Origin of the sequence: Pollutibacter soli (assembly GCA_029269725.1) — a bacterium.
Taxonomy (GTDB): Bacteria; Bacteroidota; Bacteroidia; order Chitinophagales; family Chitinophagaceae; genus Pollutibacter; species Pollutibacter soli.
The window spans coordinates 32711-59620 of the sequence record JARJHS010000010.1 but is presented as its reverse complement, the minus strand read 5'-3'; the positions used below and the strand labels follow the sequence as shown (position 1 = coordinate 59620).

General features: G+C 43.0%; 22 protein-coding genes. 3 read left to right on the top strand and 19 right to left on the bottom strand.

Annotated features, from left to right (window positions below; genetic code table 11):
• The first annotated feature begins 1 nt into the window (after window position 1).
• Window positions 2-913 (top strand): bifunctional molybdenum cofactor biosynthesis protein MoaC/MoaB, encoded by a 912-nt coding sequence (gene moaCB / locus P2W82_RS20620; RefSeq protein ID WP_336517832.1) that lies wholly within the window; start codon window positions 2-4, stop codon window positions 911-913.
• Between the two features lie 19 nt (window positions 914-932).
• Here moaCB and P2W82_RS20615 read toward each other — a convergent pair whose 3' ends face one another.
• The 11 genes from P2W82_RS20615 to P2W82_RS20565 form a co-directional block, all read right to left on the bottom strand.
• Window positions 933-2075: a cysteine desulfurase family protein gene (locus tag P2W82_RS20615; RefSeq protein ID WP_336517831.1), complete on the bottom strand. Its 1143-nt coding sequence runs from the start codon at window positions 2073-2075 to the stop codon at window positions 933-935.
• A gap of 267 nt (window positions 2076-2342) precedes the next feature.
• Window positions 2343-2627, bottom strand: coding sequence for a GNAT family N-acetyltransferase (locus P2W82_RS20610; RefSeq protein ID WP_336517830.1), 285 nt, complete (start codon window positions 2625-2627; stop codon window positions 2343-2345).
• Window positions 2628-2870: 243 nt separating this feature from the next.
• Window positions 2871-3278, bottom strand: a complete 408-nt coding sequence (locus tag P2W82_RS20605; protein ID WP_336517829.1) for a VOC family protein — start codon at window positions 3276-3278, stop codon at window positions 2871-2873.
• 31 nt (window positions 3279-3309) lie between these two features.
• Window positions 3310-3825, bottom strand: coding sequence for a dihydrofolate reductase family protein (locus tag P2W82_RS20600; RefSeq protein ID WP_336517828.1), 516 nt, complete (start codon window positions 3823-3825; stop codon window positions 3310-3312).
• A 65-nt stretch (window positions 3826-3890) separates the two neighbouring features.
• Entirely contained in the window at window positions 3891-4523 is a 633-nt protein-coding gene (locus P2W82_RS20595; protein ID WP_336517827.1) for a hypothetical protein, read from the bottom strand.
• A gap of 287 nt (window positions 4524-4810) precedes the next feature.
• Complete coding sequence (locus tag P2W82_RS20590) at window positions 4811-5254, bottom strand: GNAT family N-acetyltransferase (RefSeq protein ID WP_336517826.1); 444 nt, start codon at window positions 5252-5254, stop codon at window positions 4811-4813.
• A 51-nt stretch (window positions 5255-5305) separates the two neighbouring features.
• Window positions 5306-6403, bottom strand: a complete 1098-nt coding sequence (locus P2W82_RS20585; protein WP_336517825.1) for an AEC family transporter — start codon at window positions 6401-6403, stop codon at window positions 5306-5308.
• A 21-nt stretch (window positions 6404-6424) separates the two neighbouring features.
• Window positions 6425-7600, bottom strand: coding sequence for a pyridoxal phosphate-dependent aminotransferase (locus P2W82_RS20580; RefSeq protein ID WP_336517824.1), 1176 nt, complete (start codon window positions 7598-7600; stop codon window positions 6425-6427).
• Between the two features lie 217 nt (window positions 7601-7817).
• Window positions 7818-8348: an O-acetyl-ADP-ribose deacetylase gene (locus P2W82_RS20575; protein ID WP_336517823.1), complete on the bottom strand. Its 531-nt coding sequence runs from the start codon at window positions 8346-8348 to the stop codon at window positions 7818-7820.
• A gap of 48 nt (window positions 8349-8396) precedes the next feature.
• Entirely contained in the window at window positions 8397-8840 is a 444-nt protein-coding gene (locus P2W82_RS20570; protein WP_336517822.1) for an SRPBCC domain-containing protein, read from the bottom strand.
• Window positions 8841-9093: 253 nt separating this feature from the next.
• Window positions 9094-9546, bottom strand: coding sequence for a DUF5990 family protein (locus P2W82_RS20565; protein ID WP_336517821.1), 453 nt, complete (start codon window positions 9544-9546; stop codon window positions 9094-9096).
• Window positions 9547-9636: 90 nt separating this feature from the next.
• Here P2W82_RS20565 and P2W82_RS20560 point away from each other — a divergent pair, with 90 nt between their 5' ends.
• Both P2W82_RS20560 and P2W82_RS20555 read left to right on the top strand, forming a co-directional pair.
• The gene (locus P2W82_RS20560; RefSeq protein WP_336517820.1) at window positions 9637-10752 is read left to right on the top strand and encodes a hypothetical protein; all 1116 of its coding nucleotides are present in this window, start codon (window positions 9637-9639) and stop codon (window positions 10750-10752) included.
• Entirely contained in the window at window positions 10752-11840 is a 1089-nt protein-coding gene (locus tag P2W82_RS20555; RefSeq protein WP_336517819.1) for an Ig-like domain-containing protein, read from the top strand. Before P2W82_RS20560 ends, P2W82_RS20555 begins: the two co-directional genes overlap by 1 nt.
• A 160-nt stretch (window positions 11841-12000) precedes the next feature.
• Here the strand turns inward: P2W82_RS20555 and P2W82_RS20550 are convergent, their stop codons facing one another.
• The 8 genes from P2W82_RS20550 to P2W82_RS20515 form a co-directional block, all read right to left on the bottom strand.
• Window positions 12001-13635 (bottom strand): serine hydrolase, encoded by a 1635-nt coding sequence (locus tag P2W82_RS20550; protein WP_336517818.1) that lies wholly within the window; start codon window positions 13633-13635, stop codon window positions 12001-12003.
• A 147-nt stretch (window positions 13636-13782) separates the two neighbouring features.
• On the bottom strand, window positions 13783-14289 hold the full coding sequence (locus tag P2W82_RS20545) for a VOC family protein (protein WP_336517817.1): 507 nt from the start codon (window positions 14287-14289) through the stop codon (window positions 13783-13785).
• A 217-nt stretch (window positions 14290-14506) separates the two neighbouring features.
• Window positions 14507-15781: a mandelate racemase/muconate lactonizing enzyme family protein gene (locus tag P2W82_RS20540; RefSeq protein WP_336517816.1), complete on the bottom strand. Its 1275-nt coding sequence runs from the start codon at window positions 15779-15781 to the stop codon at window positions 14507-14509.
• 10 nt (window positions 15782-15791) lie between these two features.
• Window positions 15792-16829, bottom strand: a complete 1038-nt coding sequence (locus P2W82_RS20535; protein ID WP_336517815.1) for an RraA family protein — start codon at window positions 16827-16829, stop codon at window positions 15792-15794.
• 47 nt (window positions 16830-16876) lie between these two features.
• Window positions 16877-18397 (bottom strand): SusD/RagB family nutrient-binding outer membrane lipoprotein, encoded by a 1521-nt coding sequence (locus tag P2W82_RS20530; protein WP_336517814.1) that lies wholly within the window; start codon window positions 18395-18397, stop codon window positions 16877-16879.
• 10 nt (window positions 18398-18407) lie between these two features.
• A complete protein-coding gene (locus P2W82_RS20525) occupies window positions 18408-21590 on the bottom strand; it encodes a SusC/RagA family TonB-linked outer membrane protein (RefSeq protein ID WP_336517813.1) in 3183 nt (1060 codons plus the stop codon).
• A gap of 241 nt (window positions 21591-21831) precedes the next feature.
• Complete coding sequence (locus P2W82_RS20520) at window positions 21832-22995, bottom strand: DUF819 family protein (RefSeq protein ID WP_336517812.1); 1164 nt, start codon at window positions 22993-22995, stop codon at window positions 21832-21834.
• Between the two features lie 71 nt (window positions 22996-23066).
• On the bottom strand, window positions 23067-26735 hold the full coding sequence (locus P2W82_RS20515) for a hypothetical protein (protein WP_336517811.1): 3669 nt from the start codon (window positions 26733-26735) through the stop codon (window positions 23067-23069).
• Between the last annotated feature and the right edge of the window lie 175 nt (window positions 26736-26910).

Below are 26910 nucleotides of genomic sequence, written 5' to 3'. Positions count from 1 at the left end.
TATGGTCGACATTACACATAAACAATCTACTTTCAGGCATGCAATTGCCACAGCGATAGTGGAGGTATCAAAAGAAGAAACAATAGATGCCATCAGGAATAACCGTGTACCCAAGGGAAATATTTTTGAATTTTCTCGCGCCGCGGGTTTGCTGGCCATCAAGAATACGCATATGGTGATTCCGGATTGCCATCCATTACCTATTGAATTCGCAGCGATAAAACATGAAATATCCGGATTGCAGGTGATCGTTACCGTGGAAGTGAGTACCATTTACAAAACAGGTGTTGAAGTGGAGGCAATGCATGGAGCATCGATCACTGCGCTTACCATGTATGACATGCTGAAACCGATCGATAAACAGGTTCAGATCGGAACCATAAAACTCGAACAGAAGAAAGGCGGTAAGTCGGATTTCAATAAAGAAGTTCCACCTGGCTTCAAAGCAGCCGTAATCGTATGTTCAGACAGTATTGCTGCAGGAGAAAAGGAAGATAAGTCAGGTCTTGCGATTATTTCCAAACTAAAAAAACACGGGATCGAAGTTTCTAAATATTTCATCATAGCTGATAATAAAGAAAGCATTCAAAACAACGCATTGCTTTTAAGTGAAACAGGTTTCCAGCTTGCAATATTCACTGGTGGTACGGGTCTTTCACCACGTGATGTAACACCTGAATCCCTGCAACCTTTAATTGACCGGGAGATTCCCGGCGTAATGGAAGCAGCGCGTAATTACGGGCAGCAAAGAACACCTTATGCAATGTTATCAAGGGGAGTTGCGGGCTTTATAAAAGATACATTGGTCCTCACGCTTCCTGGTTCGGTTCGCGGTGTTGAAGAAACGATGGATTCATTATTTCCGCAATTACTTCATGTGTTTAAAGTAGCGGGAGGCGCAAGGCACGATTAAAAAATTCCTGAAAACTCAATCAGCTTCTGAATCGAGAAAGTGTTTGCAGTACAACATCACCTGCCGTATATACTTCTTCCTCAGTGGTAAATCGCCCCAGGCTGAAACGGAAGGCATTTCTCGCGCGTTCATCGTTCAATCCCATTGCTTTCAGTACGTAGCTGGGTTCCTGTACAACCGATGTACACGCAGAGCCTGAAGAAACAGCAATATGTTTTGAAAGCGCCATCATGAACCGCTGAGGTTCAAGTCCGGGAAACGAGATATTGGTCACATTGTACATACGGATTTTCGGGTGCCCGTTGATGTAGGCATTGCCGGAACCCGTTAGTTTTTGTTCGAGTGCGTCCCTCAACTGAGATATTCTTTGCCGGTCAACATCCATCTCCTTTCTGCTGATTTCAGCGGCTTCGCCAAAAGCAGCGATTGCAGGTACATTCAGCGTACCACTTCTGAACCCGCGCTCATGACCACCGCCATCCATTTGTGCAATGAGTTTTGAGGCTGCAGATTTTTTGTTGATATACAATGCACCGATTCCTTTTGGTCCATACATCTTATGAGCTGAGCACGCGAGCAAATCTATTCCCAGAATGTTTACATCAATCGGGATTTTTCCTGCAGCCTGTGTTGCATCACAAAAAAACAATGCACCATGTTTTCTCGTGATGTTTGCAATTTCATTAACAGGATGTATAACGCCTGTCTCGTTATTTGCCAGCATAACAGCAGCCATCACCGTATCCGGCCGGAACGCTGATTCCAGTTTAACAAGATCAATAATGCCTTGCTCATTTACAGGAACGATGGAAACCGCTTTGCCTGAACTTTCAAGGTGTTTTGCAGTATCAAGAACTGCCTTATGTTCAGTTGAACAAATAACCAGGTGACTTCCTTTTCCACTGAATTGTTCCATCACACCTTTTAATGCGAGATTGATCGATTCGGTGGCGCCGCTGGTAAACACCATTTCTTTTGCATCGGCATTCAGAAGTCCGGCAAGTTTCTCTCTGGCTTCTTCAACAGCATCTCTTGCTTCCCAACCATAGAAATGAGTTGCACTCGCAGCATTGCCATAATGCGTAGTGAGAAAGGGTAACATTTTTTCCACTACCCGCGGATCAGGTAAAGTGGTAGCGTTGTTATCCAGGTATATGGGCATTAAAGGCATTAGGTGTAACGTTGAACGTTGAACGTGGAACGTTAAACGTTGAACGTTGAACGTTTAACGTAAGCTGTTGACTGAGCAGTGTGTGATCCTGATAGCTAAATTACAATTTCCTGCGTTGTATCTGGAAATGCAAAAGCCTGGCTTTTGTATTCCGGCTTTTCGATGTTCGCTACTCTCTCCTGGCTTCCGCCTCCTTACTTATGCCAGTTTTGATTAAAGCAGATAGCTGTTCTCTCCTGCCTCCTTCCTGCCTGCCCTCTATTCCAATACATCCTGCCACTCAGGCATCCGTTTAAAAGTCGCATGAGCAAACGGACAAAGGGGAATTACCTTGATATTATTTTCGCGTACGAAGTTTACCAGGCGTTCGAGCAATCGTTTCCCCACTCCCTGGCCTTTCAGCGATTCATCCACTTCTGTGTGATCAATGATCATCTTTTTGTCGTTCACCATCACATACACCATCTCTGCCAGTTTTCGCTGATCGAGATAATATACAAATGCACCGCCTTTCTCTGAATGTTCCTGTACGATTGCTTCCATCTTTTTTGAATGATTAGAGGTGATCTGTAATATAATGGAAAAATTGTTACCGTGAACAGGAGCAGCAGGCAGCAGATAATTTTTGTCAGCTTGTGGTATAGCTAAATGTTGATAATTCTAAGATCTATAATACACATTGGAGAAATCCCGGCCGATTGAAATGAATTTTACACCAACAAGAGCTAACGTTAAACGTTATACGTTTAACGTTCCACCACATTAAACTCAATCGCACTTCGGTCTTCATCCTTCCGGAACCGCACTTTCATCGATATACAGGACTTCCCACAAATGCCCGTCCAGATCCTGGAAACTGCGCACATACATCCAGCCATAATCCTGTGTGGCACTGGATTCCAGCCCGCCGGCAGCCATAGCTTTATCAACGGTTTCATCAACAGCCTCGCGGTTTTCGGCGTCAATAGCAACAATCATTTCCGCAAAAGTTTCCGTGTCGCAAATCTCCTTTGTGGTAAAATCACGGAAACGCTCACCCGTAAGTAACATCACATAAATCTGCTCACTGATGACCATACAGGTTGCTTTATCGTCTGTAAACTGCGGATTAAAACGGAAGCCCAGGTGTGTAAAAAACTCAATTGATCGTTCCAGGTTTGCGACCGGGAGATTGAGAAATATTTTTGAAGCCATATGCCTGTTTTTTAATGATGATATGCCTGAACTACCCGTGGGTATAAGTGAGGATTACCAATCCTGAAGAATAGGGAACTGCAGATTTTAATTTCAAAGGTATCCTGTGTTCGATGCCTGTAAATAAAATTTTTCCGCTGCCTAACAACAATGGATGTACAGCAAGTGAGTATTCATCAACAAGACCTGCATTCATTAATGACTTGTTAAGCGAAGCGCCGCCAAAAAGCCAGATATCTTTTCCGGGTAATTCTTTGATCTCATTTATGGCCTTAATAATATCACCCGACACTACGGTTTGTCCTGGCTTTGCTTCCTTCAATGTGTTGGAAAAAATATACTCCTTTAGTATAGGCATTCCTGGCACAGGATCTGTCATATCCCTGGTCATTTCCCATGATTTTCTTCCCATAAAAACAGCATCAATTCTTTTGAAAAAATCTGTCATGCCATAATCCTGGTCAGTGAGGCACCAGTCATATTCACCATTTGGACCTTCAATAAATCCATCAAGGCTGAGTGCCAGGTTGAGAATGATCTTTCGCATCTGAAATTATTTTGATGAATGTAGATACAAATCCGATCCCGATAACGTTAAAAATTGTTGAAGGTTCAATTGTTGGAATGACGAAAAGGTATTGGTTTTTTAATTGTACCTGACCTTTGTTTTTTCATCAACGTCCATCCTGTACAGACTATCGGAACAGATAAAAATACATCCGCGATATGTGCAATTGAAATAATTCTCAGTATGCGACTTACAGGAAATAAAATAGCACCAATCATCAGTAAAATGCATATCCAGGTTTCCAATGCTTTCTTCCGAAGCAAAACAATGGAAAGAATTAGTAATGATAATGGGAATGCAGGTCCTGCCCAGAACAACAAAAGATTGGAACCCAAAGTATGCGTGGCCAGTTTTTCAAGATATTCCCGGTGTGAAATTTCAAAAATGTTGGTAAAAAAACCAAGGTACCCAAATGCAGTTCCACCGATGACAGTACCATACAAAGCATATACGAGTCCAATGCAATAATAGAGTGGTGCTTTTTCTTTTATTAAACCAAAAAGATAGAACATCACGGGCACCCAGAATACCATGGACAAATTCATCAGTACGGCACCGGTCGGTAAATATTCTCCGTCTTTCCAGAAAAAAACAGAAACAGAAAATAATACTGGAGCAATAAGGCACATCAGGCCATAAAAACCCGCTTCGTAAGTGCTGATCTTTTTGTCGGACATTTTTAGTCCATCTGACGCAGAAATAAACAGACGGTTACAGTGCTGCTACATTTGGATTTCAGAAATTCAGGTATATGAGCAGAACATCTGATTTATTTCATAATTACAGAATTTTCACTCTCATCGACTACCTTATTACCAACGACTTAAAACATTACACTTTCAATTTTGCCCCTGCCTGATGCCAGGCGCTGTTGAGAAAGGCATTCATTCTTCCAGGTTTAATCCTTCAACTTTAACCTTCCTGACGGCTGGCAGGCCACCCCTCACTTCCTGCTTCTCATTACTTACTTAAATGTCAGATCACAATTCATCTCCACATCATCGATCGTCGCCCCGATATGTTTATAAAATTGAATTGCTTTCTCATTCCATCGGGAAACCTGCCAGCGCATCTTTTTACAACTGCCCGACTTTGCTTCTTTTATAAGTGCATCGAAAAAAGACTGCCCCAATCCTCTTCCCCGATACTCTTCTTTCACATACAGATCATCCAGGTACAAAACTTTTCCCGTCCAGGAATAATATGCATAGTAAAAACAGGCATAACCTACCAGGTCACCATTTTCGTTTTCCGCAACAAGACAGCGAAAAATATCAGCATCTTGATGCATCTGATCGATGGTGACTTTTACTTTTTCCGGCGTTTGCTGAAAGATGGCAAACTCCAGGATCATCCGGTATATCAGCGGTATATCCGCGTTTTCAGACTTACGTATACGAATATCCATCGGCGTTAGTAATTTTGTATGCGACGATAAATGTAATGGAAGGAAGTAATTTTATCTTACCGATCTTGAAAAGCGATGACTATAATTCCTGATATACGGAATTGCCCCGAGCAGGATCAGCGCCAGTCCGCCAACCAACAAAACGAGCGGATGTACAAAGAATGTTCCTGCGGAAAGAATACCAAGAATCAGTACTGTAGAAAATGGTAATGAAAATGAAAGAATCAGTACTGCAAGTTCGAGATCGAAAGTTCTTCTTTCCTGGCTGAGACCGCGCTGATCTTCTCTGTCATTAAATGCTGAAATATGCGCCAGCGGCCAGAAACTGGCCGAGCTCAGGGGTAATACCACCGCAAGCAAGGCCATATTAGGTTGAGTGATGTGTAACAAAGTGATGACGAGACAACTGATGATCATCGTGATCCCGGCACGCAGAAACAAAACAGAAACCACGAGCTTTTTGCGGCTTTCCTTTAATTGCACTGCCAGCCCGATAAATATCAACACTAATGGCGTCATCATCGCACTCGTTTTATCCATCAGGTCAGTAATTACTGCGGGTAATGTTGTGTAATTCAATCCCAGTGCAAGTAGTGTTATTGCAACGATAATGAGTACGTTCACTGGTTCTTTCACCAGGTTCGCGAGTAATTTTTTTAACCTGGAAGAGAAATTTATTTTTTCCAGGGCTCCGTTTGCAAGAAACATATTCAGTGCCACCACATATAAAAATATCAACACAAAAAATTTGTTACCGACATCTGCGAGTGCAGCCATAGCTAAACTCTTCTGACCTAAAAATTCTGCAACGAATGGGAAGCAGGAAAGCCCTGGTGCAAGTGATGGGATCAGCATCATCAATGTTCTTCCTGTGGGACTATTTTTTTCCAGCCCGAGGAATGGAAAGAATAATGGTACTGTAAAAAACAGGAGCAGGTTAAACATCAACGTCATCAATGGAACGATGATCATTGCCGCGTCCATTTCCACTTTCATCAAAGCGATGAAGATAGTAGAAGGCAAGGCGATGGTAAGGATTACTTCTTTGATACCGCTTATGGCTGATGCGTGCTTAAATCTGCCACGGATCAGCATACCCAGAAGAATCAGCAACAAAAGAGTGATCGTTTTCTGCAGTGCTATACTCATCAATCTGAAAATGGAACACTATCAGCTCATCGCCTGAAGCGTATTTACAAAAAGCTGCATTTCATCCATGGTACCCATACTCACCCGACACCAGGTTTTTCCTTTCACCTGGAACACACGTACGCCAACACCTTTTGACTCCATATCCGCAAGGAATTTTTTGCCGGGTACTGTGATAGGGAATAGCACAAAATTGGTATAAGAAGGAATATACCTGTATCCCATTTTGTCGAGATTTCCGCAAACAAATTTCTTCACTTCATTATTCCGCGCGATGGTCATTTCCTGGAATGCATGATCATCCATACTCGCTGTTGCAGCATAAATGGATGTATATGCGATACCCATTCCACCGCGGGTAATCTTATCAATCTTGCTTATAAATTCCGGGCTCGCTACAATATAACCTACACGGATACCCGCCAATCCCATCACCTTTGAATATGTACGGGCGACAATGATATTCTTCTTTGTTTTGATCAGGTCAACCATGCTCTCCGTACCTGAACCTGTGGCCAGTTCCATATAAGCTTCATCAACAAAAACAGGAACTGTTTCTGGTACTGCAAGGCAGAACTCACGTAACTCTTTTCCGGAGGTAACTGCACCGGTGGGATTATTCGGATTACATATATAAACAAGTTTGGTATCCCCATCGATTGCAGCCAGCATGGCTTTGAGATCGTGCGACCAATCTTCTTTGCAGGGGATGGCTTTCCATTTTGCATCTACCGCCTGTGCAACATTAACGAGTGACATATAAGTCGGATCAGCAGAAACAATATTTCCACCTTTCATAAAACTGATGATCGCTACTTTTTCCAGCAAATCAGATGAACCTGGCCCCATCATGATATGATTTGCAGGAACACCCTCTTTTACCGAGATCTTATTGATCAGTTCAAACAATTCTTTCCATGCATACCGATTTCCGCGGACAACCGATTCGTTCACTGCTTTCTGTGCGAGTTCCGACGGACCGTAAGGATTTTCATTTGCATTGAGTTTGGCGAGCAATGCAGGGGGATCCATTCGCAGACCTGGTAATACTTCCCTTACCAACGGACTGCGAATAATATTTCCTTCCTTATCTAACGGTAACGGCTGGTTGCCAAATGCGCCAAGGCTGATATGAGGTAACCCTGTTAAAGCACCAATGGTGAATAACCCTGATTGAAGCAGTTTACGACGATGCATAACTTATAAATTAAAATAAAATATGACTGTTCGGAAAGTTATACCGGTCCGGCTACCGGTCTGTTCGGCTCTTTGGCACAGATCAAATGGCAGGCTTGATCGAGTTTGCTTTTTACGAAGACTTTCAAATATAATCTTATTCGGAAAATTTAAAAAATTTTAACGCTTAAGGCATCACATCTTCAAAAAAATGCAGTAGAAATTTCTGTCAGGTAGGCTATTGATTAATAAGAAGTTGCAGGATCGAGTGATTTTCCTGGTCAAAACAGACCAATATAATTTTAGACGGCAGAGTCTCTTGAGCAACGTATCCGGCTATGGCATCCAGCGCTATAGATGCCGCTGCTTCCTTTGGATAGCCGTAGACCCCGGTACTGATATTGGGAAACGAAATATTCTCACAACCCAATCCGGCAGCCAGCTTCAATGATTTTCTATAGCAGGATGCCAGTAATGCAGCTTCACTGTTCTGACCACCTTTCCAATAGGGACCCACGGTATGAATCACCCATTTAGCTGGCAGGAGTCCGGCGGTTGTAACTACGGCATCGCCAGTATCACATCCTCCCCGCGCAGCCCTGATCTTCTTGCATTCTTCAAGAATTGCCGGGCCGCCTGCACGATGGATTGCACCATCAACGCCTCCCCCTCCCAGCAGCGAACGGTTAGCCGCATTTACAATGGCATCGACAGGAATTTTTGTGATGTCGCCTATAGTTAATTCAAGTCTGTCACGAAGATTTTTCATCTTTTCTTTCGACAGTTCAGAACTGTGAATTCATTTTTACTTTTTCAGTCAAGCCTTTTCTTCTTCCAGTAATTTTTTCAATCCTTCCAGCATCATTGACCAATTCTCTTCAGCATGTGATTTCGATTCTTCTGTTGTATTATTGTCCTGCGTCAGTTTTACGTTAGTGCATTTTTGATGACCGCTAAGTTCAATAGTGACGATGTGATAATTTTCCGGTGTATCCGGAAGTTTTGAAAGAGGACTGTAATGCGTAAATCTTAGAATTTTTTCGGGTGTCATTTCAACAATCACACCTTTATCCCGAAATGCAATTCCTTTGAAATTTCCCTTCCAAATGATCTGACTCCCCTCTTTCCATTCGGATTCCACTCGTGAACCAAACATATACTTACTGATCTTTTCCGGATCCGTAAGCGCGTGCCAGACTGCAGCTGTAGATGAATTAATGTTAATCTCAACTTCAGCGAGCAGATTCGTAGATACTTTCATACTGTTTACAATATGGTGAAGAAGTTCAGGCAACTGTTCATGTCAACCACATAGCAGTATGAACAACTGGTGCAACTTCAGAATACGCCTGCATCCTTGCAGGCTACTTTCTTACACCCAAAAAACTTGTGCCCCGATCAGGTTGCAGGGCAGAAATCCATGCTATGCAAAATGTATTAAGGATTTTTTAACAGCCAAAGTCCGAATGGTAGAATTGCCAGGAGACTATCACGTAAAGTGATTCTAAGAAAATTTACTTCATTGATTTCACTTTCCAGCCTGTAAAGGGTTTTACCGTTGCGCAATTTGGTCCGCCGTCCTTACCCGTACCAGGGACGACAGTTTCCAGGAAAAAAGTGGGATCTTTTTCCAAAGACTGAATGGTAGATTTATCGACGCCTGTTAGTGGAATTTTCAGACGACGCGCCCATGTTGATTTCATATCACCCGCATACGTACCAATATCAATATAAAAGAATCTTTCGCCAGCCTTTCCCTGAACAGTTGTTCCGGAGAAATCAAATGCTACACCCGCTGCTCTTGATTCCTTCAGGGAAACTTGGGTCTCAAAAATAATATTTCCTCCGTCAGACCATTGCGTCTGAAGAACAGTATAACCAGGCCCACTGCCTGATTGCAGAGCAAAACAAATGCCTGGAGGTGGAAGTTCCAGAATGATCCTGATGTTTATTTCTCCATTTATCATGAAATCAAAAATAAGTGTTCAAATCAAGTCTGCAAATGCACGGATAATTTGTTTAACTTAGATAGTATATCCTCATCAATTTCTACTGCCATGAAAAAATTAATTTTCATCCCGCTCATATTTGCCGGGATTGTTGCATTGGTTTCCGCCAATCACCTGAAAAATAAAAATACGTATGGATTCGAAAAAGGAACGGTGGCTCTGAAGTCGATCAGTGCTCTGGCCTTTGGTCCTGATGGAGTCCTGTTTATTGGTGATTCCAAATCGGCAACCGTTTTCGCGATTGATACGAAAGACAAAACAGCTGCTTCATCAGTGTCTGCAATAGAAGTTAAAAACCTCGATCAGAAAATTGCAACCGTATTAGGTACCGAAGCAAAAAATGTTTCGATCCTGGACATGGTAGTGAATCCCATTTCAAAAAAAATCTATTGCGCAGCACAATTGAAAGATGGCTCTACAGCTTTACTATTGATTGAAAAAGAAAAGATCACAGCTGTACCGTTAGTAGATGTTATGTATAAGGCTGCTTCATTGAATAATGCCCCGGTGGATACCACTGATAAAAATGGCCGCTCCCCCCGCGATAATACCATTTCTGACATGCAATATGCTGATGGCGCATTATATGTCAGCGGGCTCTCCAACCAGCAATTCAAATCTACCTTCAGGAGAATACAGTTCCCTTTTGTTACGAAAGAAGAACAGGCGACGACACTGGAAATTTTCCACGCAGCACATGGCAAATATGAAACCCATGCTCCCATAAAAACATTTACCACCGCAGAATTGAATGGTAAAAAATACCTGGTGGCCAGCTATACATGCACACCGCTGGTACTCTTTCCTCTTGACGAACTGAAAGACGGACAGCACGTAAAAGGAAGAACAGTTGCTGAATTTGGTGCAGGTAATTCTCCGCTGGACATGGTCACTATTTCAAGAGGCGGAAAGAATGTGCTGCTGATGTCGAACAGCAATCGGCCAATCATGCGTGTGAGGTATGACAATATTGCAACCTATGATGGTTCACTTACTGAACCCATCAAAGAAAGTTTTTCCACAGCAGGAGTTGCTTTCGTAAACCTGCCGATGGTAAATGTGCTGCAGATGGATAAGATCGATGACTCCAAAGTTGTCGTAATACAACGCAAACCCAATGGTGATCTTGACCTGGTAACATTGCAGGATTGGATCCTCTCGTGATGAACAAAATTTTTATACAATACCATAAAAAAATCAGACAGCGTCTGATTTTTTTATTTCTGGTTACGGCCTGCAATTCTGAGAAAGCAACGGATCAGTTATCATTGCTTTGGCAAGATGACAAAGCAGTTGCTGTGAAAATTCCGATGAGTGCAGCACATATCCACCATCCCGATTCCGTACATATTTTTCTTTCAGGAAAAAATGTTGCGGTATTGGGTACGATGAACAAATCAGGCGACATGTTGATTTTCACTCCTATTGTACCATTCACGCGTGGGTTAAAATATGAAATAAGAGAAGATAGTGTCAATATTGGTCAGTTTTCCATTCCCTTGCCAGATGCAGACTCCGCGCCGATAGTAAAAGCAGTGTATCCGGCAGGCGATACGCTACCTTCGAACCTTCTGAAATGGACTTTTGAATTCTCTGTTCAGATGCGGGAAGGTGTGGCACTGAAATATATTCACCTGATACGAAATGAACGGGATACGTTAGGCGAAGTTTTTCTTGAACTTTCCCCGGAACTCTGGAACCACGAGAGCACAGTGCTCACGGTCTGGATGGATCCGGGAAGGATCAAGCGAGGATTGCAGCCAAATCTCCGAATGGGTCCACCGATGTTGCCTGGCGATCGATATGAATTGTATATCGATTCCGCCTGGGAAAGCAAACAGGGACTTCCGTTGAAATCGGTGTACACAAAAACATTTTTCACTTCAAAGCGGGATTCTGTTTCTCCTGATGTTCGTGACTGGAAAATCAATATCCCGAAAGCTGGTACCGTGAACGAATTGATTATTGAATTCCCTGAATCCATGGATCATGTGGTGCTTGAAAAAGCATTGCGATTCAAAGATGGAAACCGGAGCTATATCCACGGGAAATTATTGGTTGATGAAAAAGGAAATGCGGCTAGGTTTATTCCTGAGTTGAGTTGGCAAAAAGGAAAATACATTATTGAAATCGAAGGCGGACTAGAGGATCTTGCAGGGAATAATCTTAACCGATTATTTGATGAGGATCTCGGTAAAAAAATTCCGAAAGAAGACAAGGAATTTTTTGAATTGGAATTTGTAGTGAAATAATTCCCCGCAAAGTGAAAATCCTCTCCAATTGAACAGGATATTCTGTTCATCAAAAGTATTTTTCACCTGGAATTATCAAAAATGCATTCGAAATTCCTGAAAGCTCCCAGGTATCCGATCCGCCGCGGCGGATCGGATACCTGGCGAAAAAATTCCGGTTTCATTTTATTTTTTCGAAAACCACATTTCTCGCGCGGCCAACGTTCACCTGCAAACGATCCACTTTTCCTTTTTTATCACGCATAAAAACGATCACAGATCCAGGAAAGAAAAATGCGTCCTTGTAGCTGGCCGTCAAAATCTGATCGTATTTGGGATCGCGGTGCAATATGAGTCTTCCGTCTTTAACAAAAACAGTGAACCGCGATTCTGTTTCGTCGGAATAAAATACACCGATGTACTCCTGCAAAATTTCTGGATCATTTGACGATGCAGCGACTTCTTCAAATACAATTGTTTCCCCATTACCGATAAGGTTTATCTTTCTCGGATTACCAGGAATCATTATAACTTTTCCGCCGCGAAAATTAAATTGATTTTCGGCTATAGGTTGCAGGGAGCTTCCATTTCCGTCGGTTAGTTTTCCATCGTTTACCTGAAGCTTTACTCCTGTACCGGTTTTTGGATTTCTATACCAGCCTGCATATTTCTGCAAATCTTTTTCTGAAACCGCATAGACGGCTGCTGTCAATTTCTCTGCACTCTTCGTTTTATCGGAAAGAAAAATGTTTCGCACCGCTCCAACGACATCCGCCTGCCCATCAAATTCGGAACTATTACTCAGCCAGGCAATAGTGAGAGATGCATCCGGATAGTATGCAAGGCTGGCGCGATAAGAAGCTGTCGCCCCTGTATGCGCAATCGATTTCCATCCCCTCACTGAATCTATCCGCAAGCCCGCGCCATAATATCCTTTTGAGCCGTCACTTAAAGGATTGGTAGTTAACTGCCTGGCAAGGAGCGACGGATCTCCCAATTTTCCATTAAGATAATAATCGTTCCATTTCACAAGATCCTCAACAGTTGTAAGTAATCCGCCATTGCCATACACATATTCATTGGGCATGTCGGTCTCGTACACATTGCGTTCTTTTGCATAAGCCAAAGCTCTTCCCGGCACAATCTTTCTGAAATCATTCCTCCATTCGGTATGCGTCATTCCAGCCGGCTCAAAAATTTTCCGTTTCGAATATTCTGCAAGAGATTTTCCACTGACCCGTTCTACAATAACTGCAAACAAATTGTAATTGGAATTGCTGTAAATATACTCTTCTCCAGGAGGATGATTCAGTGTCTTCTGTTTGCTGATGATATAAACTGCATCGTCGTTATTGTATGTTTTTGTTGAACGTGGCCAACCGGCAATTCCTGCAACACTTCCCCAGTCTTTGAGGCCACTGGTGTGCTGCATCATGTGGCGCAATGTGATCGTTTTCCCGTAGTCAGGTACTTCAGGTACATATTTCCGTACATCATCATCAAGCGACAATTTTCCTTCCTGCTCCAGCAATAAAATACATGCAGCCGTAAATTGCTTGGATACAGATCCTGCTTCTGTCACGGATTCTTTTGTAAGACTGATGTTGTGCTCCATATCTGCCATGCCCCATGCTTTAGAAAATAAAAGATTTCCATTTCGACTGATGGCTAACTGACAGCCCGGGATATTCGATGTGTATCTTGAAAACGCCTTTTCAATGAGCGTGACAGTATCCTGCCAGGTTTGAGCCTCCACATGCACATATAGCAAATGACTAAACACCAAAAGGATGAGTGTAATTCTTTTTAGTTGCATTAAACTTTTTTATTCAAGTGAGCCGGCAAAAAAAATTTGAATGTCTTAAAGATAGAAGTTAAAGCTTTACCGCAAACTGTTGTGAAAATTAAATTGCCCAGCCATAACTGACAGGGCAATTGATTTTACAGTAATAATTGCGGCTGATTACGCTAATTCACCTTCCGCCGCCCTTTCGAGCTCTGCAATATCCAGCTTCTTCATCTTCATCATCACTTCCATTACATGACTTTTCTTTTCCCTATTTTTCGATGTAAACAATTTGTCCAGCATCGATGGAACGACCTGCCAGGAAAGTCCGAATTTATCTTTCAGCCATCCGCATACCTGCGCGTGCGGATCACCGCCTTCCGAAAGTTTATTCCAGTAATAATCAATCTCTTCCTGTGTTTCGCAAGTCACCACAAATGAAACTGACTCATTGAATTTAAAGACCGGACCTCCATTCAGTGCGATAAAACGCTGACCATCGAGTGTAAATTCAACAGTCATTACTGACCCTGGTTTCATCTTGTGTATTTCCTGTCCTGCAGCAGTATATGTTGTAATATCTCCCATGCTGGAATTGTCGAATACGGAAACATAGAATTTTGCAGCATCTTCTGCTTCATTTGCAAACCAGAGATTTGGTGTTATTTTCTGAACTGTTGCCATAAGCTGAAATTTAAGTTTAAACAATCGCTTATCATTTATAATCGCAACGATTATAACAATACAAAAATGCAGGTATGCCAGCAGAAACACACTGTGCGTAAACGACATTAACAGGGAGATTTCCGACAGATGAGAAATTAATCAGCACCAATTGTTAAAAAAAATCGCAGACGATAATTTTTTCGTCTGCGATTCGCCAACATCTGTTTCAATATGTTTACTCGAAAAACGGAACGCCTTTAGTCGCGTATTTCTTCATGCCCTCTTCATTGATCTCGACGCCAATCCCCGGTTTTTCTAATAGTGTGATAAAACTATTGGTAACCATTGGTCCTTCGAAACTTACAATCTCCTTAAACATCGGATCAGTATGAAAATAGATCTGCCATTCGAGGATCAGAAAATTAGGAACCGATGCGCAGACGTGGCATGAAGCCATCGCTCCAAGAAATGATGCGACCATATGCGGCGCAAACGGAATATAATACAGGTTCGCAAGATTGGCGATGCGTTGTGCTTCACCTAAACCACCAGCTTTCTGTAAATCAGGCATAATGATATCGACTGCGCCAATCTCCAGCATTCTTCTGAAACCGTACGCGAGATAATGATTTTCACCTGCGCAGATCGGTGTACTGGTGGAGTCGGTAATATTTTTATAAGCTTCAACATTTTCGGCGGGAATTGGTTCTTCCAGCCACATCAGGTTTAAAGGCTCCAGGCGTTTAGCGATGGCGTGTGCCGTGGGTGAGTCGTATCTTCCATGCATATCGATGCAGATGTCAATATTCGGTCCCACTGCTTCCCGTGCGGCGGCAACCTGGTCGTACATTCGCTTCAGTTCACCGGGGCTTGCCGTCCAGTTATACCGATCATATTTTGCAGGATCATTGGCCTGGTCAAGATCAAACTTGATGGCATTAAAGCCCATGCTTTTCGCCTTCAAAGCTGCATCAGCAAAATCTTTTGGTGTAGGAAGATTGTTCTGATACAAAGCTGTATCACAGTAAACACGGATCTTATCCCGGAACTTTCCACCCAACAGCTGGTACACCGGCAGATTCAATGCTTTACCGGCGAGATCCCAAAGTGCTGTTTCCACAGCCGTGAGTACAGCCACAAACATTCCGGATTGCGCGCCTTCAAAAAATCCACCCCGACGAATATCTTCAAACAGGCGATGTACATTGAGCGGATTTTTACCTTTCAGTCTTTGCTCAAACATTTTCACGAGGTGATAAGTGCCAGGCGTTGCATCAACTCCCTCGCCACAACCCCAAATATTCTGATTACTGTAAATTTTTACAAAAAGACTATGGCCATTGCGTATATAGCCGCATTTGATTTCTGTGATTTTCAGGTCAGAAGGAACAGATGCTTTGGGTGTGTTTTCCACAGCATCTTCCAAACCTTGACCGAATGATGCAAGAGGCGCAAAAGCTCCGGCCAGTGCAGCTTTCCGGAGAAATGATCTTCTGTTGTTCTGATTCATGGAAATAGATTTACCAGGTCCTGGTTTTTAAATAATTCTGAATTTGTTCTTTTGGTACCGGAAGTTCATTGATATGATCATTTAACCACTGCATGAAATCTTTTTCAATTTCTTCTGACCATCTTGAATCGATCTGCCCCGGTGTATATTTCTGTTCACGCAGGCGCTGGTGACCAAACATGTCCCTGAGCCTCACGATCTCTGACGTTTTCACCACTTTTTCTGCCATATGCGGAGGAATAAAAATCACACCGCCATCACGCCCGAGTACAACATCACCCGGCATAACTGTCGCCTTACCGATACGCGTAGGCGAATTGATCCATATCAGCGTTGTGTTAAGTTCACCATCGGGATTGTTGAGGTGATGTGAAGGATGATAGGTCCTGAAAAAAGAAGTGAATCCCTTCATTTCTTTTAACCCGTTGATATCACGCACCGCTCCGTCATACACAATACCATTGCCTGTTTTTGTATAGATCGAATTGCCGAGATTATCTCCAATCGTTGGCCCATCTTCATGCGCACCAAACTGATCAACGACATACACGTCGCGTTTAGTAAGCATGTCAATCGTCCATGAATTCTGTGACTTTACACGGCCATCCTTCTCATGCCCTTTTTTATCAATCACACGATGAATATCCGGACGACCAGGAACAAATACTGCAGTCACAGCTCTACCCACAAGTACGCTGTCAGGATTGATCATCATCCAGCCATCATCATACTGGTGTTTAAAGTTTGATCCTTTGAGCACCGCCCACGCCTCTTCTAGTGTTACCAGTTTCATCCTGTCCAGCAGGTTATCCGGTACTTTTGGTCGGCCGTCAGGGAACCTTTCGCCTTTCCATTCAGGCGTCAGGAAAATAATTTCTTCTTTTGACAGCTGCTGTCCGAAAGTCTGGAAGGATAAGAACGCTGCGACAATAAAGAACAACGTTTTCCGGATCATATACATACCATTGTTTTTAAAATAAAAGAAGTGAATGACCGATTGGTAACCCGTAGAGACGCGATGCATTGCGTCTCTACGGAGATGGGTCATTCACTGTTTTATTGGGTTAGTAACACGCTATTGCAAAAAGAGCGCTTTTATTTATCCCACCATACTTTTGTATCCAGGTTGTCCGCTCCCTGGCGACTGATTGCCTCATCCATGTTAGCTTTATTCACGGATATTTCACTGTTGGGATAAGTAAGCCGGTTGATGAAATTACCGCTGATATCAGCGCCAGGATATGGATTCTTTGTCAGCGTTGGATAACCGGAACGACGGAAATTCGCCCATGCTTCAGGTCCATTAAGGAAAGAAGCAATCCAATATTCTGTATTGATTTGTTTCAGTGCATTTGCCGGATCATATGGATGATTGGCGATATAGGTATTAATATCGGCAGCTGGTATCGCTGACAAGGGATCGTAAGCAGCCATCTGCAACATGTGAGCACGGACGCCTGCTTCAAAATATGCAGCCGGATCTCCTGTGATCCAGGTCCGTTGTGCAGCTTCTGCCAGTAACAAATTATTCTGCGCTGCGGTGACGAGAAAAATCGGTGAATTTACTTTCACCAGCCTTCTCCTGTCCACCTGGCTGAAATCATAAAAGCTGGCAAGCCCCAGAGCTGCAGCAACAGGCGCAATTGTACCATTGTCGTAGCCCATCGGCATACCTATCTGGTCAGCCGGTGCAGTGGTTCCGATGGCCGGAGTCTGCTCAGGACCAGATTTTGCACCTTTATAACGGATAGCGATAGCCGAAAGCCTCGGATCGTTGTTGGCCTTGAGGTGATCCACAAACGGAGCAGCCAGGTACCAGTTGGCGGCTTCTGTAGAATTCAACATACCGCCTATCGGTGACTGGAAGTTGGGATCATGACGTACTACAGCGTTTTCAGCATTATTCGTGATCACACCACCGGCAAAAGCTGCGGCCACTGTCTGTTGTGCCTTGGTTGCATTTACTTCTGATAAATGCATTCCAGCGCGTAACAGTAAAGAGTACCCGAATTTCTTCCACAAAACAATGTTTCCACTATAGAACACATCACTTGTTTCAATTGGTTTGGAAGCATCGAGAGCTGCGCTGGCTTCAGTCAGTTCTTTGATGATATCGTCATATATCGCTTCCTGTGCATCGTACTTTGGAAAAAATATCTGATCACCATAACCTCCTCCACCTTCAAAATATGGAATATCACCGTAACTATCGGTAAGTACCATAAACGTGAAGGCCTGGAATATCCTGGTCATCTGTAACAGGTTGGAACGTTCAGGCTTGTCCTTTAGGAGACGAATGATGTCCTTGGTATTCCGGATTACATTCCTGTAATACTGTACCCAGTTATCATCCGTAGAAAGACGATTGTCCTGGTTATAATTGGCGCCGGTTAATACACCTGAGTTGGGCGTAACCATCTGCTGAACAATCGACGTTTCGTAAATAACGGTTCCTGTAGTGTATGAAGCATTGATGATCGCCTGGTTCAACTCAAATGCCGGATCGATTGCCGTCGGACTTGTTTGGTTGGTATTGAGATCATCGAATTTTTTATCGCAGGCAGCAAAACTTAATAGAACGCCTGCTATTATACTTTTAAATATGATTTTTTTCATGGCCGGTCAATTAGAATTTAACGTTAAGGTTAAAGCCAAGTCCTCTGGTAGAAGGCAAGCCTGTTGATTCCATTCCCACAAGGTTATCAGATGTATAACCGAAAGTTTCAGGGTCAATGTTATCCACCCATTTTTTGATGATGAGAACATTGCTTGCAACAAAATTCAGTTTCACGCCTTTGATCAGGAAGTTGCGTGGGAGGAACCGGGTGAAGTCGTATCCAACAGCCAACTGACGCAGTTTCCAGTAGCCGCCATCGTATATAACAGGTTCAACAAGCGCCTGTGAACGAACCACTGACCAGTAATCCTGAACGGGTGCTGCTACTGTGTTTGGATTCCCATTGATATCGACCCCTTTTCCGATAACACCACCTTCACGGCCTTCCAGCGTCACTTTATGCAGACCATGACGGTAAGCGTTGAAATTGGTACCAGACAACATCAGGTTGCCGAGTTTGAAATCGATCAGGAACGAAAAGTTAATACCATAAATATTGAATGAGTTGGTAATACCACCAAACCAATTCGGCAGGGCACTGCCATAGTTTATCAAATCGTCTGTGCGTAAGGGTAAGCCATTGCCACCAAAGATCTGCTGACCCTTTGCATCTCTTTTATATCCGAAACCTGCAATCTGCCCCATTTCCTTACCTACGATCTGGCGGAGTTCACCATTGAATACGTGCGTACCAACAGTGATTCGCTCACCTTCTTTATCGGTCAGCAGACTGAGTACTTTAGTTGTATTGTAAGTCACGTTGGTAGTAATTGTCCAGCTGAAATTCCTGGATTCGAATGGTGTGCCTGTCAGCAAAACTTCAATACCCTGGCTACGGCTTTTACCACTGTTGATACGTGTGTCAACAAAACCGGAAGCGTCGGAAATCTGTGCCTGCACAATCTGATCAGTGGTAATTTTATTATACACTGCCAGATCAAGGCCCAGGCGGTTATCGAACATTTTCATTTCAAGACCGAGTTCCACTTCTGACACGCGCATCGGGCGAAGGTTCGCGTTTGGCAGCGTTGTACCGGAAGGACCACCTACAGGTTGTCCGTTACCGGATGGGTTGGGAAACAAACTTGCACTGATGCCATAAAATAACTGTCCGGCATATGGGGGCACATCAGTATCACTACCCACTTCTGCATATGCAGCGCGGAACTTACCAAAGTCAAGCCATGAAAGACCTTTAAGATGTTCCGAGAATACGTAACCGAGTGAAACAGATGGATATAAAATACTTCTGTTCTCAGGTGACAAGGTAGAGAACCAGTCGTTACGCAAAGTTCCATTCAGGTAAAGTACTCTTTTATAGGAAACTTCGGCTGAGCCATACAGTGAGTTAACGCCGCGTTGAGACATATCATACGTCGGATCTTTCAACCTTCCATTCTGAACGGTGTACAAACCACGTACAACGAAGTCCGTTACCTGCACGCTGTTTACATCAGTACGACGTTTCATCTGGTTTCCGCCAAAAGTCAGGTTAACACCGAAATCGCCGAAAGTTTTGTTGGCAGCAACAAGGAAGTCCATGTTTGTTTCTCTGAATCTCCTGGACTCCTGGGTGTACACACCGTTTACGAAACCTGCAGGTGCCGGGGCACGTGACGCATGACCAGTAGGGAAGTTGTTGAAATCCTGGTCACGGGACCAGTAGTCCTGGCCAATCCTGCCCTGGATATATAACCAGCTGAAGATGTCATATTTGATAGAGATATTTCCGAATATCCTGTCGCGTAAGATATGATTGAACTGCTCAGCGAGAACCCAGTAAGGATTGGTTCTGTTCATGAACCTGGAATAGATAAACTCATTGCCCTGTGCATTGTATTTCTTTTCATCCATCAGGTACAGGGGCATAGTATTGGCCAGGTTGGAAATAACTGTAGGTATCGAGTTATCCTGGTTCGCAATGTTCGGTGGGTTCCAGTTTTTCTCTTTTGAATAATTCGCATTACCCATGAATGAAAGTTTAGGTGTCAGCGAATATTGGAAACCCAGATTGATACTTTTTCTGTTGTAGGTATTGTTAGGAACAACTCCACGACTGTCAAGATTACCGAATGACAAATGCAGGCCGCCATTTGCACCGCCGGCACTCATTGTCACTGTATTGGTAAAGTTCTGACCGTTTTGATAGAATTCTCCGACATGACTTGGTTGAGCAACGTATGGCAGCTGAACTCCATCAAAAAGTACCTGCGTCATGCCCGGCTGAATTTTTTCACCAAATGACCACTGACCGGAAGTCGGATTCGCAGAAGTAGGGCGAATTCCATTTTCACCTTGTCCGTATACATATTGATAGTCGGTGAAATCCAGTGGCTGTTCATTCATGTAGTTCATGTTGTAAGTCACACCGATACCGCCCTCTTTATTTTTTGTTTTTGTGGTGATCATGATCACACCATCTTTTGCACGGGAACCGTATAACGCAGATGCAGCAGCGCCTTTCAGCACAGTCATACTTTCCACATCGTCAGGATTGATACTGCTGAGACCATCGCCGCCATCAGACGTGATACCGCCGCCACGAATAGCAACGGATGCATCTGAACCCGCATTACCGGGGTTGGTTCCGAAGTTGGTATTGTCCACAGGGATACCATTGATAACGATGAGGGGGTTATTCTGGCCTGAAATAGAAGACTGACCACGTATGCGGATTTTAGAAGTTCCTGCAGGACCAGTACCCATTCCGGAAATGTTTACACCGGCAATTTTTCCTTGCAGTGCATTCATCATATTTGGGGTACGGTTTACCGTTACTTCATCCGGATTCACTTTGGTGGCAGCATAACCGAGACGGCGTGCTTCCCTGGTGATACCAAGCGCAGTTACGATTACAGCATCCAGCCTTTTCGCATCATCCTGTAAAACGATATCAATGACGGTACGATTAGCTACCGGTTCGTCCTGCGTAATAAATCCTACGGAACTGAATTGTAATACATCTCTTCCGGTTGCTGCGATGCTGAACCGGCCGAGTGAGTCGGTGGTAGTTCCACCACTTCCGCCTTTTACAGCAACAGTTACCCCTCCAATTCGTTTACCAGAATTGTCCGAAACTGTACCTGTTACTGTCTGACTAAAAGCGAGTGAAGAAAAACTGAGAGAGAAAAAAAGAAGGCATAGCCATTTACATAGAGCCGGCAAGGAAGCCGACCTGTTAAATCGTTTCATATTGCAATCGTTTTGGTTAGTGATCCGGAAGATTTAATTCAGATTTTACTCCTCCAGCAGCTCAATTTACAAAATTGTACTATTCAAACTGCAAAATCCATATAGCACTGGCAAAAAACTTCTGGCGGGGCTTAAAAAAGGGCAACTATGTGCTCAAAAATGCAGGCTCATTGAATGTTTAAGGGGAAGAATCAGTCACTTGAATTGAAAAGAAAATAGCAATCGGTTGCAAATTATTCTTCTATTTTAAAATTTCAGCCACTAAAATACCAATATAAGTACCCACCCCGCTTCCCAGGCTGCCGGCGAGCAACCCCGGTAATTGAAGATCGGGACGACCAATACTGTTTGCACATACAGGTGCCGAAGCAGAACCACCGATTACAGCATTGGAAGATACTGCGATGATATCCCAATCCATTCCGATCAATGCACCGAGGCCAAACGTAACTATTCCATGAATTACAACCATAAGTCCGACCCAGAGTAACAGAAACCAAACCAGCGCGCCACTGGCTGCCAAAACGGAGAAATCGCAGAATGCCCCTATTACGGCGAGAAAAAGCATGATCAGTAAAAATCCAAAAAGGCGTGCGCCCTGTAGCGAATGGATTTTTTTTATCTGGGCAAGAACCAATGCGATAGTTGTCAGAACAAGTATGGAGGGTATCTGCGGTATCCGGCTACTGATCAGATTGGAAATCCATAGTGTCCCAAAACCAAAGGCGATCAGGATGGCGCTGTCTTCCATATTGATCTGTTCTTTTCCGCCGAACATTTTATCGCGGACATCTTTATTCGGATCCGGATTGTTTGCCGGAGGTTTCAATTGTTTTCGCGGGAACCATTTCTGAAAAACCAATGGAAGAAACATGGTCATCATCAGCCAGACCGTACCTACAATATTGTCAACTGCATTTATCAGAGCGAACAGGCTTCCATTTCGGGTGACGTCATAATGCAACGCAACTGCATTCAGATTGACACTGCCACCAATATAGGTGGATGCGTACATCCCCGTCACAGCATATGCCAGGTCCACACCGTTTTCTGCAGGCTTCAGTATGTACCATGTAAGGAAACAGCCGATAAGAGTGCCGACAGAGGCAATCACAAACATCAGCAACATGGGCAAACCGGCAAAACGCAGATCCGCCAGGCGAACCTGCAATAAGAGAAAGAAGATACCTAACGGTGCGGCATATTCGAATATTCTGAAATAAATTCCAGGTGCATTACTGGCTGTCGGAATCACACCGATATTGGCGAGGATCGCAGCCATAATAATGACCAGCAACGCAGGGCCAAGAAAACTAAAAATTTTCCTGTGTGAAAGTTTTTCTGCCAATGCCACCAGGGCGAGCAGAACCATCATGATAAAAGCAGGTTGCTGTATCAGAGCCATCCTGTTTCGGTTTGGCTTCAAGGTAAGGAAAATGGTGAAGAGATTCCATCTGGTCAGAAACTATCACCTGTCTACTTTTTTGCAGCCGCCCCTGTTGAAGAGGTGTCAAACAATTTCAACATCAGTGGAAGCAGTGTTCCCAGTGAAGTCAGAATAGTAATTATTCTTTGTGTTGCTTCCTGCTGAGTAGCAAAAATAAAAACGGCGAATGCAATCAGAATAACAATGAGCACCATTCTCAGGCTGCTCCACGATCCGGATTTATTTTCTTTCGCCTGCACTTTGATCTCTTCTGTTGTGCCTTTTCCAAGAACATAATTTCTAAAGGCCATTGACATAAATACCAGATTGCCCGTACCCCCGTCACCGGATTCGGCTTCCGTAACCAATAATCCTTTGCTGAAAAGACTATACAGCACACTCATTTTTTTATAGTTGGTGAACCCATCAGTTGCAAAATCAAATAAGGTGTATTGTTCTACCGGGGTAAGACTTTTCCATATTTTTTCAAATACCGGTTGTAATTCCAGTTGTAACTTGAGAATTTTCTCCTCAGCTTTATCGTCTGTCTGCATGAGTGATATCTCCTGCATTCTGATACCTGCCATACTGAATTTTTTATCGCCTTCGAGACCGATGATTTGCATTGCATGCTGACAGGGATAATACCCATAAATCCGGGAAAGCCATTCCGCGTCAACATCAGGTTCATTATCCGGAGAAGTGAAATAATCCAGGAGGAAAATTCTCGTGGTTGTTGATGCGATCAGCTTATAAAAGGCGAAGAAAAAAAGTATCCCGGTCACCAATACCAATTTACCTGCTGCTGTCTTACCGAGTTCGGTGAAAAGGTAGAAGTGCCCTGTTTTCGTTGTAAGATGGAAAGATACTTTCGATCTCGGATCTGAAATATTATTGTAATAAAGAGATATTGAATTGTTACTGTTTTGATTCAGTGATGCTTTCCATTTGTAATAATCCTCATGACTTTTATTGTTGTAAAAGTCATCATGTTCGGGAGGAAGAAAAAGAAATTGAGTTACTATCCTGAAAAATGGAGAACAACTTATCAGATCACTTTCACCAGCAAAATAATTTTCGTCAGTTGCGAGAGTATCATGTTTTGTAAGATATATGCCATAGTTTGAGTCAAATTTCATCCGGTAAAAAAAGGATCTGTCCAATGTTGTGTCGAGCTTACTCTGCCACATCAACATATTCACCACCGGTCGTCGCTGTTGAATTTTCCTGGCAAGATCAATCTGATTCGATTGCACCTGAAGTTTAATTTCTTCTCTGTAACCAAAATTCAAAAGTGCAACCGAAGGAACAATGCTCACCATCGTAACAGCCAATAGAAGCGAGATAATAAAACAGTGAAGGTATTTCGGCGCCCAGGATGGACCAAATGAAGAAGCCGCAACCCGGGTAGCAATTACAGGCATTCCAATAATAAGAATCCCTATACTCAGCTTAACACTTCCTACACCCGGACATTGAGGATAAAAAATAAAATGGTTCTGGAGTAACAGATAAATCGCGGCTGCGATCACATAAAAAAGCAATATAGTAGATGAAGAACGAATGTAACCCCAGAATTCCTCCTTCTTTTCAAAACTTTTCAACCCATTCCGGTCCGCATAATTTTTAGCTTCCTTGATCAGATAATAACCTATAACCACAAATACCGGCAGCAGAAGCGCGACATTGAGAAAATATATATCGAAACTATCTTTCTGGTGGAACAGCGACAGCAAAATCACCAGTGAAAATGTAAGCAGTAATTGTAAAATATTCTTCAGGTAATAATTCCGCTTGTTAGCGGTGGGCTTCAACCAGTTCAGCCGGTGAGGAACAAAAGATAGTTTTCCGATTTTCTTTCTGCTCAAAAGAATAAAATACGAAAGTAAAGATGCCATCAAAAATAAAATCAGCTGTGATACCAATGCAAAACCAACTACATGAAAAACAAAAAGGTTTGTTTTTCTCTCCTGGAAATACGTGATGAGGTAATATGGCAGGCCGGGCAGAGGTTTTACCAGCATTTTCACATGCTGATCGTGAAGAACCACATCGCTTACAAAGGCAGATTCTTTATGGTTGACAGCGTTCCGAAGTGCATAATTGTTCGTGCTTTCTTTAAATATATTTTCCTGCAGACTTCTGGCAGTGTCCGGATGACATTGCACCAGACCCGATGAGTCTATGATACAAAATGAAAAGCCCTCCGGGAGGATCGGATTGTAGACAGAATACATTTTAGAAGATATTCCCAGTACTGCCGGAAACAGGGTATCAAATCTTGCACGGCTCTTTGTAGCTATGCTGATGGTGTACTCGCCGGTCAGACGGGACAATATCGGTTGAATTGAATAGCTGCTATCAACGAACGTACTGTCTACTGATTTGGGCAGCAACCGCCCACGGTTTCGCCTGATCTCCTGGAAGTAGGCTCTGTCGCGAACATCAAAATATGTTGCACTCGGATTGCGAAGATTCCAAACGGCGATATCCCTGCCTTCAGGGCTCATCCAGTGCACGTTCGTAAAATGACGGTAGATGGATGGGTAAAAAATATCGTCCTTAAGATCATTTGATTTTTTTTGCCGGTTGGCGAAGACGCTGTCCTCAAAAAAATAATAAGGTTTCTGTGATAGTGAATCATACAATACCTGTTGCCTGATCGAACGGTCAATTTCTGTGAAGAAACTTTTTTTAATACGGGTGTGCAGGTATTCCAATTGTTCATTAACTGACAAATCTCTGTCGGCATACATCCATAAGGTAGCGGCAGCCAGGATCATAAAGAAGGGAATAATAAAAATCACCGCTATCAACGACCTTATATCTGCCAGGTGAACACTTTCATTTGCGCTCAGAAGAAATATTTTCAGGAATGGAAGAGACAGAAGTACAATTATGATCAGGAAAATAACAGTAGCCAGCAGGAGTACAGGCATATTTTGTACATGCCTGTTGTAATTCTCATTTTCCATTAAACCAGCCAAAACATAGGTCTCATTACTTACACCCTGCATTTTAAACGGAAATAAAAATAAGCGGACGGGGATGTCATCAATACGGCTCGATATTACCACAGGAACCTGCAGACTACGATCACCAAACAGACTATCGGTATTTATATTTGCAATACTATACTCTGTTTCTGCAGTTGAAAACAGTACCTCGTCCAGCTTAAAAATCTTCCGCCCCAATTCGTCAATATCCAGCCGCTGCTGAATAAGATATACTGCAGGAAAGGTTTTTTTATGAATTGCCGTTAACGGTGCGAGAAAATCTTTAATAGCTTTTCTTTCAACAGTATCATAACCCTTTTGTCTCGTTACCTTTTTATTATTGGTAATGGCGTATTCAACGGAGTCACCGATAATTCTTCGATTTACAAAAAAAGAATCTTCCTGATTAATACTTTTATTAAAACTTGTGTGAAACAGGATTTTGAACTTTGCCGTATCAGTTTTAAACCAGTCGCGGGATATTTTAACATCCGGAAAATGAGTTGTGATCCGCGCATTACGTCTGCTAACTCCGAAATTAGATACGCGCTCAGTAAAGTTGACCGCAATGTTATTGAGTACCCGGAACGTCTGGGAATTGAATTGAACCTGTTGTCTCGGCAGGTAAATAAAATAATAAACGGAAAGAAATGTTCCGGTGATGCCCGCAAGCAGAAGAATGGAACCCAACTTGCGGATGGTTCCTGCATTAAATTTCTTCATAGCAGATCCCGAAAGGAGATGTGATTTTTCGAGGTTATGTTAAAAATAAACTGATTCCCGTAAAATGATTACCGTTTAAAGACCTTATACCCGGTAAATGGTATTACCGGAAAAACGCGAATTACGGTTATTGTTAATCGTTAAAACCGGAGGAGAAAAATTCGTGGCTAATGAT

Excerpts from the sequence above, each read along its gene's own strand:
- moaCB (WP_336517832.1), top strand. The coding sequence starts at position 2 with ATGGTCGACATTACACATAAACAATCTACTTTCAGGCATGCAATTGCC.
- P2W82_RS20615 (WP_336517831.1), bottom strand. The coding sequence starts at position 2,075 with ATGCCCATATACCTGGATAACAACGCTACCACTTTACCTGATCCGCGG.
- P2W82_RS20610 (WP_336517830.1), bottom strand. The coding sequence starts at position 2,627 with ATGGAAGCAATCGTACAGGAACATTCAGAGAAAGGCGGTGCATTTGTA.
- P2W82_RS20605 (WP_336517829.1), bottom strand. The coding sequence starts at position 3,278 with ATGGCTTCAAAAATATTTCTCAATCTCCCGGTCGCAAACCTGGAACGA.
- P2W82_RS20600 (WP_336517828.1), bottom strand. The coding sequence starts at position 3,825 with ATGCGAAAGATCATTCTCAACCTGGCACTCAGCCTTGATGGATTTATT.
- P2W82_RS20595 (WP_336517827.1), bottom strand. The coding sequence starts at position 4,523 with ATGTCCGACAAAAAGATCAGCACTTACGAAGCGGGTTTTTATGGCCTG.
- P2W82_RS20590 (WP_336517826.1), bottom strand. The coding sequence starts at position 5,254 with ATGGATATTCGTATACGTAAGTCTGAAAACGCGGATATACCGCTGATA.
- P2W82_RS20585 (WP_336517825.1), bottom strand. The coding sequence starts at position 6,403 with ATGAGTATAGCACTGCAGAAAACGATCACTCTTTTGTTGCTGATTCTT.
- P2W82_RS20580 (WP_336517824.1), bottom strand. The coding sequence starts at position 7,600 with ATGCATCGTCGTAAACTGCTTCAATCAGGGTTATTCACCATTGGTGCT.
- P2W82_RS20575 (WP_336517823.1), bottom strand. The coding sequence starts at position 8,348 with ATGAAAAATCTTCGTGACAGACTTGAATTAACTATAGGCGACATCACA.
- P2W82_RS20570 (WP_336517822.1), bottom strand. The coding sequence starts at position 8,840 with ATGAAAGTATCTACGAATCTGCTCGCTGAAGTTGAGATTAACATTAAT.
- P2W82_RS20565 (WP_336517821.1), bottom strand. The coding sequence starts at position 9,546 with ATGATAAATGGAGAAATAAACATCAGGATCATTCTGGAACTTCCACCT.
- P2W82_RS20560 (WP_336517820.1), top strand. The coding sequence starts at position 9,637 with ATGAAAAAATTAATTTTCATCCCGCTCATATTTGCCGGGATTGTTGCA.
- P2W82_RS20555 (WP_336517819.1), top strand. The coding sequence starts at position 10,752 with ATGAACAAAATTTTTATACAATACCATAAAAAAATCAGACAGCGTCTG.
- P2W82_RS20550 (WP_336517818.1), bottom strand. The coding sequence starts at position 13,635 with ATGCAACTAAAAAGAATTACACTCATCCTTTTGGTGTTTAGTCATTTG.
- P2W82_RS20545 (WP_336517817.1), bottom strand. The coding sequence starts at position 14,289 with ATGGCAACAGTTCAGAAAATAACACCAAATCTCTGGTTTGCAAATGAA.
- P2W82_RS20540 (WP_336517816.1), bottom strand. The coding sequence starts at position 15,781 with ATGAATCAGAACAACAGAAGATCATTTCTCCGGAAAGCTGCACTGGCC.
- P2W82_RS20535 (WP_336517815.1), bottom strand. The coding sequence starts at position 16,829 with ATGACCCATCTCCGTAGAGACGCAATGCATCGCGTCTCTACGGGTTAC.
- P2W82_RS20530 (WP_336517814.1), bottom strand. The coding sequence starts at position 18,397 with ATGAAAAAAATCATATTTAAAAGTATAATAGCAGGCGTTCTATTAAGT.
- P2W82_RS20525 (WP_336517813.1), bottom strand. The coding sequence starts at position 21,590 with ATGAAACGATTTAACAGGTCGGCTTCCTTGCCGGCTCTATGTAAATGG.
- P2W82_RS20520 (WP_336517812.1), bottom strand. The coding sequence starts at position 22,995 with ATGGCTCTGATACAGCAACCTGCTTTTATCATGATGGTTCTGCTCGCC.
- P2W82_RS20515 (WP_336517811.1), bottom strand. The coding sequence starts at position 26,735 with ATGAAGAAATTTAATGCAGGAACCATCCGCAAGTTGGGTTCCATTCTT.